An 11,886-nucleotide genomic window follows, 5' to 3' on the forward strand; every position below is an offset into this window, starting at 1 on the left:
GGTCGTGTCAGCTGCTGCGCGGGGTGGCGCGGCGGAGGATCGCCCAGCCCGCGACTCCGGCGATCGCGGTCGGGATGAGCGAGAGGCCGTAGCCGCCCGCGTACCCGACGCGGCCGAAGAAGGAGCCCACGGCCGGCCAGTTCTCGGTGAGCGTGAAGAGGGTGATCACCGCCAGCACGAGGGCGCCGAGGATTCCGAAGAAGAGCAGCATCCCGCGCTGGCGCCAGCGCACGTAGACCGCCGCCGTCGCCGCTCCGACGAAGAAGAAGAAGAGCAGGGCGCAGAGCACCGCGACGGCCTGCTCGCCCACGGAGTCCCCGCCGAAGTAGATCGAGCGGAAGAAGCTGCCGCCGAAGCCCCAGCCGTCGGTCGCCCGCTCCACGATCCCGAGGACCACGAAGACGCCGGTGTAGAAGACCGAGAGGGCGACGAAGGTGAGGGCCGTGCCGAGGGAGAAGTCGCGGCGGGTGGCGCCGTAGCCGAGGGCGAGGCCGAAGGTGACGTTCACCGACTGGACGGCCACGACCATCATGTAGACGAAGAGGAAGAAGGACGCGCCGGAGTAGGTCATCCCCTCCTGCGCCTCGAGGCGCTCGCCGGAGGAGAGCCCGCGGAGGATCAGCCACCAGACGACCAGGTTGCCCGCCAGGATGACGGCGGTGACGATCAGCGGCGTGTAGAGGATGGTGGCGGGGTTCGCGAAGTGCAGGCGGACGATGCTGCCGAGGCGGCCGGCGGCGGTGTCGTGGCGCGCGGGGGAGCTGACGAGGGCGGTCATTCCGAGGCCTTCCCGGTGGTGAGCTGGACGACGAGTTGCTGGAGGGGGACGGACTCGAGTTCGAGCCCGTGGCGGGCGGCGAAGGCGCGGCCGGCGTCGTCGAGGCGGGGGAGCGTGGCCGAGGCGCGGCTGCCGAGAGCGGAGCGGGCGATGACCTCGCGGCCGGCGGTGAACGCTTCGACGGCCTGCCGGGGCCCGATGACCGTCGCCGCGGCACCGCGCAGCTCCTCCGCGTCGCTGTCGACGACGAGGCGGCCCTCGTCCATGACGAGGACGTGCTCGAGCAGGCTGCTGACCTCGTCGATGAGGTGGGTGGAGAGGACGACTGTGCGGGGGTGCTCGGCGAAGTCCTGGAGGAGGCGGTCGTAGAACAGCTGCCGGGCGACGGCGTCCAGGCCCAGGTAGGGCTCGTCGAAGAACGTGAGCGGGGCGCGGGAGGCGAGACCGACGACCACTCCGATCGCCGACAGCTGCCCGCGGGAGAGCTTCTTGATCTTGCGGTCGACCGGGAGGCGGAAGTCCTCGACGAGCTCTCGGGCGAACGCCTCGTCCCATCCGTCGAAGAACCAGGGGGCGCTGCGCAGGACGTGCTTCACCCTGAAGTCGTCCGGGTACTTCTGGCTCTCCTTGATGAAGCAGGTGCGCGAGAGGACGGCGGCGTTCTCCACCGGCGATCGCCCGAAGACGCGGATCTCGCCCGAACTGGCGAACTCCTGGCCGGTGAGCATCGTCATCAGCGTCGTCTTGCCCGCGCCGTTGCGCCCGAGGAGTCCGTGGATGCGGTTCTCCTCCAGTGCGAAGCCGATGCCGTCGACAGCGCGCATCCGTCCGTAGTGCTTGGTGAGGTCGTTGACCTCGATGACCGCGCTCATCGCGATCCCCCTTCTCTGATCATGTCGGCGAGATGCTCGGTGCTGAGGCCGAGCTTGGCGGCCTCGGCGAGCAGAGGAGCGACGAACTGGTCGCGGAACTGCGTGCGGCGCTTCTCGACCAGCCGGTCGCGCGCCCCCTCGGCGACGAACATGCCGATCCCCCTCCTCTTGTAGAGCACCCCGTCGTCGACGAGCAGGTTCACGCCCTTGCCGGCGGTGGCCGGGTTGATGCGGTGGAACGCGGCGAACTCGTTGGTCGACGGGACCTGCGACTCCTCCGGCAGCGCGCCGTCGATGATGTCGTTCTCGATCTGCTCGGCGATCTGCAGGAAGAGCGGGCGGGAGTCGTCCACGCGGGCTCCTTCGGTGCTGGGTTGGGTGGTTGGTTGGTGTTGTAACTAACCATGGAGGCGAAAAGCGGTGGTGTCAAGAGAGGCGTGCCGCTCGTTCGGCACGACGACGGCCGTAGCGCGCTTCGCGGGCATTGTGGTGGGGGCCGGTCGGCGCTTCGCGGGGGGCGGCGCACGGCGGGTACACTGGCTCGGCCAGCCTCTGTAGCTCAATGGAAGAGCGACTCCGTCCTAAGGAGCAGGTTGGGGGTTCGAGTCCCTCCAGGGGCACCACGATCCGCGATCGGGGTCGGTCGTTCCGAAGACCGCCGCCGTCGCTCCGTTCCACGCCACGATCTGGCCCCGCGGAGCACTCCCGGCTTTGCTTGTCGAGGCGCCGACGGTTCGAGTCGCTGAGAGTCCTGCCCGGTTCCGAGCTTCTCCACGGGAGTGACGCCCGACCGAGGAGCTCCTTCGCGGGTTCTCGGGTGACGCGGTGGTCGAACTCGGAACCGCCGTGAACGGAGGCCGGAGGCCGACCTCCGGACCGAGCTCGTGTCGCCGAAGAGAGGAAAGGGCGCGTCGACGTGTTCACCACTGCCGCCGTCGTCGGAGGGCTGCTCGTGGGCCTGCTCTTCGGACGAGCGCGCACACCACGGTTCCGCGGCGGTCTGTTCCTGCTCGCTGCTGCCGCGCTCGCCGTCCTCGTCCTGAGCCTCGCCGTCCAGCGGGACGCGTTCGCGAACAGCTGGCTCGCGGGATTCAGTGCGCTCCTCGCGTCGGCCGGTCACGCGGCGGCCGTCTGCAGGAGGCGGCTGTCCGAACTCGGGATCCCCTTCCTCGGCTGGATGTGGCGGGCCGTCCTCCGCCCGCGGTACGTGCGCGACCTCCTCGACCAGGCGGGGAGCGGGGAGGAGATCTCGGAGCGACGCCCGAGGAGCTGACCGCTCACGGCCTTCTGAGGGCGTCTCGCGGGTCTTCGCTCAGGCTGCGCCGCCATGATCGAGGCTGGTACTCGACGGAAGGTTCTCTGTGAGCATGTTCAAGCGCGTTCTCGGCATGGCATCGAAGGCGCTCGATTCGAAGAGCGGCTCGGGGTCGTCCTCGAGCGGGACGACCGATTGGCGCGACCTCGTGCGCACCGCCGCCGACAAGGTGACGGGCGATTCGCGGAGCGGGCAGGCTCAGCCGTCCCAGCAGTACGGCTCGCCGCAGCAGCGCCCCTCCGCGCGACCCCAGGACGCCCGGCCCGGGCAGCAGCCGGTGGTCACGCAGGAGGACCGTGCCGCGATCGCGCGCTACGACTACCTCCTCCGCACGGCCGACCCGGAGCAGCTCGAGCAGGTGCACCGCGATGCGTTCGCGAAGCTGACGCCGGCGCAGCGCGCTCAGGTCGAGGCGCGGCTCCGGGAGGAGCTGCCCGCGAACGAGCAGCCGCGCTCCTCCGCCCCCGACGACCTGGCGCGCGCGGCGACGCGCGGCGAGGCGAACAGTCCGGGGTTCCTCAAGACGATGTTCTCGAAGCCGGGGACCCGCGGTGCCCTCGCCGGTGCGGGCGTCGGAGCGGCGGCCGGCATCGGGCTCGGCGCGGCGGGCGGACTGCTCGCGGCGGTCGCGGGCGGTGCCGTGATCAGCAGCGTCGCCGGTCCTCTGCTCGCGCAGGCGTCCGGGCTCGGTGTGGACTTCGAGAACCTGGCCGGCGGGTTCGGTGATCTGGGCGACTTCGGCGACATCACCGGCGGCGCGGGAGAGTTCGTCTCCGGCGCGGGCGAGCACGTGTCCGGGCTGGGGGAGCAGGTGTCGGAGTTCGGCTCGGACTTCCAGCTGCCGGGGCTCGGCGACCTCGGGAACCTCTTCGACCGCTAGGCGGACGGGACCTGATCGCTCCGGCGGCGGAGCAGCGGCGACGCGATCGCGAGCGCCGCTCCGACGACGAGCAGCACGGCGCCCACGACCGCGACGGCGGTCGTCGACCAGTCGGGGAGGTCGACGACCGTCGTGCCGTTGAGGAGCTTCCATTCACAGGCTGCGCCGAGCGGCCACCACGACCAGAAGCCGCGGACGAGCTCTCCCGCTTCGGGCGGGACACCGCCGAGGCTGACGCTGCAGACGTAGTCGAAGCCCTGACGGTCGATGTTCGCGTACTGCAGAGGCACGAGTGCGAGCGCGGCCAGGCCGGCGACGGCGAGGACGAGGCCGGCGATCAGGGCGAGACGGGCGGCCGTGAGGCGCTTCTTCACCGGTGTCGAGGCGGGGGCGGGCGGCGTCTCGGTCATCATCCGATGGTGTCATGAGCGCGGAAGGGCCGGGCGGGGGTGCGCAACTACGGCTGAGACGCGTGCATCGGTCTGATTCAGCGCTTCGCGAGAAAGTCAGCATCCGGTGCGCAAGAGTAGCCGGTGTGCTGGCGCGATCGGATGCCGTCACCAGCGTCCGCCGACCGCCCGCAGCGCGACGGCCAGCATCCCGGCCAGCGCCACCAGGACGGTCGCGATGACGAAGATCCCGGACGAGTAGCCCTCGACCATCAGCGGCAGCACTGCTCCGAGGACGGTCCCGACCTGCGTCACGGCCGTGTATGCGCTGGCGCCCGCGCCGACTCCGCCCCTGCTCGTTCGACCGAGCAGGACCAGGCCGGTGCTCTGAAAGCCGACGCCCACTACGGCGTAGAGCACCTGGGCCAGCAGCAGCACCGGATAGGTGGTCGCGAGGAGCAGGAGCGAGAACGATCCGACCCCGAAGAGGGCGATCACGACGAGGGTGACGGCGCTGCCGCGGGCCGCGCTGAGCCGACCGAGCAGAGGCAGCGCGGCCAACTCCAGTAGAGCCGATATCAGGAACAAAGGAGGCACCTCGGCAGGGCGGAGCCCGGACGAGACAGCGAACAGCGGCAGATAGATCCCCCGAAGGGTGTCGGCCGACTTGAGAAGCGCCACGAGGACAAGCGCAGTGAAGAACGCTCCGCTTCTCGCTCGAGGCGTTCCGACTTCTCCACCATCGTGCTCGCGCGGGAACGCGCGTCCAGCGAATGGTCTGCAGGTCGCACCGATCATCGTGATGCCGCCGATCACGGAGGCGATCAAGAGAGGATCGAGTCCGAGCGCGGACACGGCCGAGTAGATGACGAGGCCGAGGATGTATCCGCCGACCGTCATCAGCCGAAGACGCGTGACCGCGGCGACCTGTTCGTCGTCACTCAGCTGCGCGGCGACGCGGCCGAAGATCTGCGGGACGATCGTGCTGACGAGGAGCAGGAGAACGCCGCTCAGCGTGACGAGCACGAATGTACCTGCGGTCGCGCGCAGTGCAAGGAGGGCGACCGGGACGGCTGCGCAGGTCAGGACCAATGCGCTGCGCGGGTACCCGTGATGGCGAACTGTAGGGACGAGCAGGGTGTTGTAGACGATGGCGGCGGCCGCGTTAACGAGAAAGAACACGGCGATCTCGCCCTTTGAGTGACCGGCCGAGTCGAGGGAGACGGGAACGGCTACGCTCGTGAGGCCTCCGATGGTCGCGTTGCTCAACAGGGTCAGGGCGACGGATTGTGGGACGCGAGCGCCAGACAGTGGTTCCTCCTTAGTCGCTGACCGGTCTAGTTGGCGCGGGCGGACGAAGGTGGATCCTCGATGTCGCCCGGGTCGTTGTGATCCGAAACTGATGCGCGCCACTGAATATCTCTCACCTAAAAGCCGTCCGACCCTATCCCCGCTGATTGAAATGCCGCGGCGAGACCGCGCCCCAGCAACAGGTCCTTCCCGCACCTCCGGGCCGTGGCCAGAAGATGCTCACCCCACACTGCAGCCAGGGGCGCCATCGCATCGCTCAGGTACACCATGTCGAATTCGCGTTCGGCGAAACCGCATCGGATCCCGATCGCGTTGAGATTGACCGGTCGCCGTGCAGTCGACCAGCCGCTCGGATGTTCGGACGCAATGGGAAAACCCGGCCCGAGCGCGACGACGGACCGTGAATGAGCTACTTCAGACATCAGTCCGACGAAAAGCATCGATGTGTCGTTCGGATGCTGACGAAGGATCTGCAGGTCAGCTCGGCTGTTCGTTGAATCTCGAGCCCACCTCGCGACGCGCTCCCACTCGGGCTGCTCCAATTGCGCCAGGGGCCTGTTGCAGATGAAGAACTCGATTTCCATATCGACACATCGATCGGCCCACTGTTCCAGGTTAGCTCGATTGCTTCTTGCTTGTTCGGCTGTATTTTCGGAGATGCTCGGCAGTTCTACGCCCCACGCGTCCTCTATCCAGTGAAGAGAAAGGCCCATCCGGCATAGCCTGTAGCCGAACTCCACATCTTCGACTCCATAAGTTGAGAAGCGCTCGTCGAAACCGCCCGCGGAGAAGAAATCCGATCGCGCCACTGCAATGTTCCGTCCCCAGTAGAAACGCCAGGGGACCGCCAGCGGAACCCGCCGGACATCGACATCCAACCACTTGTCCGATCTGTAATCAGCGTAGCCGGGCCGCGTAGCCATCTCCATGCGTCTTGTGCGCCAGTCCGGGCCGCTGACAAGAGAACGGAATGCATGGGCATCTTCGCCAGAGAAGTCCCAGCCGTAGGTCGGCCCTGCTGTACTGCGTTTACCGACTTCGACGTTCGCCGCATGGGACTGAATCAGGTTCTCGCCCGCGAGAGTGCCACAATCGAGGAAGATCAGTGTTCTGCCCTGAGATGCTCGCGCGCCGAGATTCCTTGCCGCGCTCAGGCGGAACCCGTCGTCTCGTTGGCGAGTGTATGAGATGTCAATCGCGTGTTCGAAGGCCTTGACGACCGCAACGGTATCGCTCGAAGAGCCGTCGTCTGCGACTATGACCTCATAGGTGAACGACGCCTCTTGTTGCGCTAATGTCGTCAGAGTTCTTCTCAACTCGTCAGGGCGGTCATAGGTCGGAACGACGACTGAAACCTCCGGAGAAACACCGTCTGCTTTCTGCGGGAAGATCAACGGTCCTGACATGCCTTCATCCTTTCTCGCGTACCTGGAGGCATCGCAGAGCCGGCCCTCATTGTACGTTGCGGACTGCACTCCGCGATGTCGCGGTAAAGGAGTGATCGCTTCACGTCAGTTCGCTTGTGACTTCGCAATTCGATGTGCGAGACCGTAGCAGGCTGTGCCCTTCGGCGACCAGAGTGTGGCGCGCGTGGCACCCCTCGGGTCGTGAACACCGTGCGCACGCGCAGACGTGGCGCCAAGGCTCGCCCGCTGTCCAGCTCTCACAGAGCCAGGCGCGGCGAGTGTCATTTCGTGCCAGTCGTCGGCGTGGATGGCTGTGGGATATATGTTCATCGTCACATCGAACCGACGAAGACCCACACGAAGAGGTGCGGAGTGATTTATCTCGATTCTGCTGCCACGTCTTTTCCCAAGGAGCATCATGTAGTGGACGCCATGAAATCCTATGCTGAACGTGGAACAAGCCCAGGCAGGTCGGGGCACCGGCTATCCGCTTGGGCTGAGGGCCAAGTCTGGGCAGCTCGTGAGTCGCTAGCAGATCTGGTCAAATGCATCGATCCGGAGCGGGTGACCTTCTCGCTGAATGCAACGATGTCTCTCAATGCGGTTGTGCACCACCTGGGCTCGATCGGGGGCCGCGTCCTGACGTCCGCTTTCGAACACAATTCAGTGGTTCGGCCACTTCATGCAGCGGCGCAGGAGGGTTCGGTCAGGCATGAGATCATTCCGCCCTCGACCAGCGGACCGTTCGATCTCGATCGACTGCAGGAGCAACTGCTTGCCGGCGGAGTCGCCGGGGTCATTGTCACCTGGGCCTCCAACGTCTCCGGTTCAGTGCTTCCGATCCGTGAAATCTCTGAAATCTGCAGAGAGGCCGGTGTTTTCATCGCCGTGGATGGGGCGCAGGCGCTTGGGTACCTTGATGTCGACGCGGGTCTTGCGGACGTGCTGGTGTTCGCTGGGCACAAGGGTTTGGGGGGACCTTTGGGTGTTGGTGGCGCTGTTGTCGGAGAAGGTGTCCGGTTGTCGCCTTTCGTCACCGGCGGATCGGGTGGACGTTCTGAAAGTCGGGATCATCCCTGCTGGCTGCCCTGGTCGCAAGAGGCGGGAACACAGAATGGGATCGGAATCGCCGGGTTAGGCGCGGCTCTGAGGCTGTTGGACGGGGCCGAGATCGCCAGAAGGCGGCGTCGAGCAACCGATTTGCGAGAACGATTCGTTACTGGTCTCAGTGGTGGTGGCGCGGTCACCCTCATCGAATCGCCCAGCGCCGAAGAACCTGTCGGAGTGGTGTCGTTCCGGATGAACCGTGTGACCCCGAGTGTTGCTGCTTCGCTCCTCGTAGAACGCTTCGACATTCTCGTTCGCGCCGGACTGCATTGCTCTCCTCTGGCCCACGAGACTCTCGGCACAGGCGATGGCGGGACTGTCCGGGTGAGTTTCGGGCCGAGAACTACGACAAGTGAGGTCGATCTAGCACTTGCCGCAGTCCAGTCCATCTAATCGAGTTCGAGCGAAAGGAAATGATGAAGAATGTCGGTCACCTGGGACCCCGAATGCGTCTTCTGCAGGTCGAATCCGCGTCGAGTGTGGGAGGAAGACGGACTCGCGGTCTGTTCTGATCCAGCTCCCCTTCGGCAGGGTCACCTCCTCATCTACACAACCGAGCACTATCCATCGGCCGCAGACATGGATGCGCAGGCGGCAGAGCGGCTCGACGCATTGGAGGCCGACCTCGGTAAGCGCATCTGTGCAGAGTTCGGGGACTACGTTCTGTTCGAGCACGGGCGTACCGGTCACTGTCTTCGAAGTCGTCCTGGAGAGCGCCTCTGTCATCACATGCACGTCCACATGATCCCCGGCGCCCTAGACCTGTGGGGCTATGCAGGAATAGCGCAAGAGATCGAGATCTCATCATGGCGAGACGTCCTAGCCCTTGGTAGCGATGTCGATGGCTACGTTGTCATCGGCAATGCGCACGAAAAGGTCGTCGCGCCATTGACGCGCTCTCTTCCTCCGCATCACCTGCGTACGGTGATCGCGCGAGCGAACGCAACTCCAGATCTCGCCGACTGGGAACTCGCTCTCGCGGGAGAAGAGGTGGGCCTGGTCGCCGCTGCATCGCATTCGACTGTCGTCGCGCTCGTTGAGAATTTTCGGTTTGCGAGGGCGACATGAAGCGCCCCGTTGTACTGCATGTCTCGTGGGGAAGGGGGAACGGCCACGTCACGCGCCTGGTAGCCATAGGTCGGGCTTTTCACTCCGCGGGTTGGGACTGTGTTCTGCTCGGTCGGCAGAATGCGGTGCACGATCGATTGGTCTCGAAGGCGGGAATATTCACGACAGCCTATTACCGCGAAGGTGTCGCAGACATCGACCCATGGGCAGAATGGGGAGATCCTGGCGTGTTCGATAAAGCAGTCGTTGCTGACGTCGCTGTGCTCCAGCGGTTCAGGCCGGACCGGGTGATCAACGATAACCGATTGTCGATGATCGTAGCTTGCGCTTCGCTCTCCATCCCGATCGTCACGCTATGCCAAGACAATCAGCTCGTCGGCTACCGCTATCAGGGCGAGGGAGTGTCCGAGATCTGGACCGGACCGCTCATGGCGGTCAACGAGGCTCTTGGGCGGCGAGGGCTTCCCCTGGTCGATCGAGATGTTCGAGAACTGTTCGAACGCGGGCTGATCGCAATACCGAGTGCGCCGAGTCTTGACGTAATGGAGAGCCGCGTCGGTATGAGAGAAGTGGTTTTCACTGGCGTTCTCGGACCGGTCAAAGCGGGTCTGCATGGATCCGGGTTGCTGTTCTATCGGACGGTAGGAGGAATCGACTCGGAGTTCCTGCACGCTTTCGAGAACTGGGAAGGAGAAATCTATGTGGCGACCGGAGACCAGGCGTCAGCGGATTCGTATCGACATGTCCCGGACGCCATCCACGTCGCGGCTCTCTGGGATCTCGAAGAAGTGTTTCCGGAGCTGGCTGCCGTCGTGCATCACGGAGGACATGGAATCGCGACGACGTGCATGGCATCAGGGGTGCCAGCCGTCATTCTTCCAGGTCACAATCCGGAGAGGCGTTCGAACGGGTATCGGGTGGAGTTGTCGGGGTGGGGGAAGGTGCTCGGTCCACTTTCAGCGGAGGGTACTCGATGGGGCCCGGCCGTCGATGTGACCGGAGACCGTCCTCCGTGGAGCGATGTCCGTGGTGCAGTCGACGCTCTCCGGGCCCCCGACGTCGACGCGGGCGGGTCCGTCGCGTCAGCATCAGAGCTCGTCCGGCTGCTGACATGACGAGGGAGAAGCTCGTCCGAGACGGTGTACCGGCACTGCTCCGGGGTCTCGGTGTCGACGCGCGCTTCAGATCCGTCGATGCCGGCGAGCGGCGGGCCTGGCTCCTGGCGAAGCTGAAGGAGGAATGCGACGAGGTCCTGGCTGCCCCGTCCGTCGAAGAGCTGGCGGACGTCGCGGAAGTCCTGCATGCGCTCGCGTCGGAGCTCGGAGTGGCCTGGAGCGAGGTCGAAGCGGTGCGCGAGAGGAAAGGAGCGGACCGCGGAGTGTTCGACGCCGGAGTCGTGATGCGACTCTCCGAGTAGCACTCTGCTCGCGCGGCGGCGTCGTACCCTCGTCTGCATGGGGTTCGTGTTCTCGCTGCTGATCATCGTCCTGACCGTGCTCGCGCTGGTCGACGTCGTGCGGCAGCCCGACAACGTCATCAAGAACCTGCCGAAGATCGTGTGGATCCTCCTGATCTTCTTCCTCCCGCTCATCGGCGTCTCGCTGTGGTTCCTGCTCGGGCACGACTGGAAGCGCGGGGACGGCGGCTCCTTCGTGCCCGGCGGTCGAGCACCCCGCCGCCGGAGGCAGGCGCCGCCGACCATCGTGGTCCGGCCCGCTCCGAAGAGCACCGAGGAGCAGCTCGCCGACCTCGAGCGCGAGGAGGCGCACTACGCTCGGCTCGCCGAGGAGCAGCGCCGCCGTCGCGAGGGGGAGCGACCGCTCGACGCCTGAGCGGCCGCTCTGGGGGGCGCTACTTCGAGAAGTTCGACGCGGCCCACTGGATCGAGGCGATCTTCGACTGGCCCGCGATGCTCGGGTGGAAGTAGTCCGTGGTGCCGATCAGGCTCTTCGTGACGGGCGTCGCGGTGAGCGCACCACCGTCCCAGTCGCAGAGCTGACCGGCGGCGCTGCACGCCGTCTGCAGGGCGGTGTTGTACTGCGTCGTCCGCGTCTTCGCGGCAGCGGCGGAGGCGGCCGCAGCGGTGCTGCTCAGCCGACGGCCCGTCGAGCTGACGCCGCGGGTGGTGCGACACAGGTCGCCGCCGGACCAGACCAGCGCGCCGACTCCGGTCTTGACGACCGACCACTCGGACGCGACGTTCGGCATCGAGGAGAGGACGATGCGGGCGGAGGGCCACGTGGTGCGGATCTTCGTGATCGCGGCGGAGGCTCCCGTGCGGAAGGTGCTCGCCGGGGTCATGGTGTAGCCGTCGGAGGCGACGCGGTTGTCGGGCGAGCAGAGGTCGTTGCCGCCGATGAGCAGGGTGACGACATCGGGCCGCACGCCGGCGGCGACCGCTGCGTCGATCCGCGAGGGGACCTGCGCGACGACGTCGCCGGTGGTGGCGAAGTTCGCGGTCGTCACGGTGGTGCCGGGCAGTGCCGCGCGCAGTCGCGAGGCGAAGGACTTCACCGAGGTGCTGGTGCCGGTGGACCAGTTGTTGCGCGGGCAGTCGCCGAAGGAGCCGCAGGTGCCGTAGGCCTGGGTGATGGAGTCGCCCAGGCTCAGCACCGAGAGGGTGGCGGGAGTGGCGGCGGCGGCGGCCTGCGCGGGCAGCAGAGCGGCGGCGAGGGCGAGGGCGGCTCCGACGGCGAGGGCGCGGACGCGGCGGCTCGGGGTCGGCGGGCGGGAGGGGGAGAGGTCGATGGGGGGCCGCTG

14 protein-coding genes and 1 tRNA gene are annotated in these 11,886 nt (G+C 66.4%); 8 read left to right on the plus strand and 7 right to left on the minus strand.

Annotation, left to right across the window (positions count from 1 at the left end; translation table 11 throughout):
- Positions 1 to 7: 7 nt before the first annotated feature.
- The 3 genes from C5D08_RS14965 to C5D08_RS14975 are packed head-to-tail and all read right to left on the minus strand — an operon-like array spanning position 8 to position 2,003.
- Positions 8 to 778, minus strand: a complete 771-nt coding sequence (locus tag C5D08_RS14965; RefSeq protein WP_104277709.1) for an ABC transporter permease — start codon at positions 776 to 778, stop codon at positions 8 to 10.
- Positions 775 to 1,650, minus strand: coding sequence for an ABC transporter ATP-binding protein (locus C5D08_RS14970; RefSeq protein WP_104277710.1), 876 nt, complete (start codon positions 1,648 to 1,650; stop codon positions 775 to 777). The genes C5D08_RS14965 and C5D08_RS14970 overlap by 4 nt, the downstream gene beginning before the upstream one ends.
- Positions 1,647 to 2,003, minus strand: coding sequence for a GntR family transcriptional regulator (locus C5D08_RS14975; protein ID WP_104277711.1), 357 nt, complete (start codon positions 2,001 to 2,003; stop codon positions 1,647 to 1,649). The genes C5D08_RS14970 and C5D08_RS14975 overlap by 4 nt, the downstream gene beginning before the upstream one ends.
- 195 nt (positions 2,004 to 2,198) lie before the next feature.
- Here C5D08_RS14975 and C5D08_RS14980 point away from each other — a divergent pair.
- The 3 genes from C5D08_RS14980 to C5D08_RS14990 all read left to right on the plus strand — a co-directional run bounded on the left by C5D08_RS14980 (position 2,199) and on the right by C5D08_RS14990 (position 3,845).
- Positions 2,199 to 2,273 (plus strand) — tRNA-Arg (locus tag C5D08_RS14980).
- Positions 2,274 to 2,566: 293 nt separating this feature from the next.
- Positions 2,567 to 2,923 carry a hypothetical protein gene (locus C5D08_RS14985; RefSeq protein WP_104277712.1) on the plus strand — a complete coding sequence of 119 codons (357 nt, stop codon included), beginning with the start codon at positions 2,567 to 2,569 and terminating at the stop codon, positions 2,921 to 2,923.
- 94 nt (positions 2,924 to 3,017) lie between these two features.
- Positions 3,018 to 3,845 carry a hypothetical protein gene (locus C5D08_RS14990; RefSeq protein WP_258067426.1) on the plus strand — a complete coding sequence of 276 codons (828 nt, stop codon included), beginning with the start codon at positions 3,018 to 3,020 and terminating at the stop codon, positions 3,843 to 3,845.
- Here C5D08_RS14990 and C5D08_RS14995 read toward each other — a convergent pair.
- The 3 genes from C5D08_RS14995 to C5D08_RS15005 form a co-directional block, all read right to left on the minus strand.
- Entirely contained in the window at positions 3,842 to 4,255 is a 414-nt protein-coding gene (locus C5D08_RS14995) for a hypothetical protein (protein ID WP_146086129.1), read from the minus strand. The genes C5D08_RS14990 and C5D08_RS14995 overlap by 4 nt on opposite strands.
- Positions 4,256 to 4,402: 147 nt before the next feature.
- Positions 4,403 to 5,647, minus strand: coding sequence for a hypothetical protein (locus C5D08_RS15000; RefSeq protein WP_146087940.1), 1,245 nt, complete (start codon positions 5,645 to 5,647; stop codon positions 4,403 to 4,405).
- Between the two features lie 14 nt (positions 5,648 to 5,661).
- Complete coding sequence (locus tag C5D08_RS15005) at positions 5,662 to 6,951, minus strand: glycosyltransferase (protein WP_104277716.1); 1,290 nt, start codon at positions 6,949 to 6,951, stop codon at positions 5,662 to 5,664.
- A gap of 372 nt (positions 6,952 to 7,323) precedes the next feature.
- Here C5D08_RS15005 and C5D08_RS15010 point away from each other — a divergent pair, with 372 nt between their 5' ends.
- Genes C5D08_RS15010 through C5D08_RS15030 form a run of 5 tightly spaced genes read left to right on the plus strand, consistent with a single transcriptional unit; the run spans position 7,324 to position 10,958 of the window.
- Positions 7,324 to 8,451 (plus strand): aminotransferase class V-fold PLP-dependent enzyme, encoded by a 1,128-nt coding sequence (locus C5D08_RS15010; RefSeq protein ID WP_181110231.1) that lies wholly within the window; start codon positions 7,324 to 7,326, stop codon positions 8,449 to 8,451.
- Between the two features lie 30 nt (positions 8,452 to 8,481).
- Positions 8,482 to 9,126: a hypothetical protein gene (locus C5D08_RS16770; protein WP_146086130.1), complete on the plus strand. Its 645-nt coding sequence runs from the start codon at positions 8,482 to 8,484 to the stop codon at positions 9,124 to 9,126.
- Entirely contained in the window at positions 9,123 to 10,241 is a 1,119-nt protein-coding gene (locus tag C5D08_RS16775; RefSeq protein ID WP_146086131.1) for a glycosyltransferase, read from the plus strand. The genes C5D08_RS16770 and C5D08_RS16775 overlap by 4 nt, the downstream gene beginning before the upstream one ends.
- Positions 10,238 to 10,543, plus strand: a complete 306-nt coding sequence (locus tag C5D08_RS15025; protein ID WP_104224621.1) for a nucleoside triphosphate pyrophosphohydrolase — start codon at positions 10,238 to 10,240, stop codon at positions 10,541 to 10,543. Before C5D08_RS16775 ends, C5D08_RS15025 begins: the two co-directional genes overlap by 4 nt.
- Positions 10,544 to 10,580: 37 nt before the next feature.
- A complete protein-coding gene (locus C5D08_RS15030) occupies positions 10,581 to 10,958 on the plus strand; it encodes a PLD nuclease N-terminal domain-containing protein (protein ID WP_104277718.1) in 378 nt (125 codons plus the stop codon).
- 19 nt (positions 10,959 to 10,977) lie between these two features.
- Here C5D08_RS15030 and C5D08_RS15035 read toward each other — a convergent pair.
- Positions 10,978 to 11,886: GDSL-type esterase/lipase family protein (locus C5D08_RS15035; protein ID WP_104277719.1), on the minus strand; the 909-nt coding region annotated here is incomplete at its 5' end.

The organism is Rathayibacter sp. AY1B6 (assembly GCF_002932755.1).
Lineage (GTDB): Bacteria > Actinomycetota > Actinomycetes > Actinomycetales > Microbacteriaceae > Rathayibacter.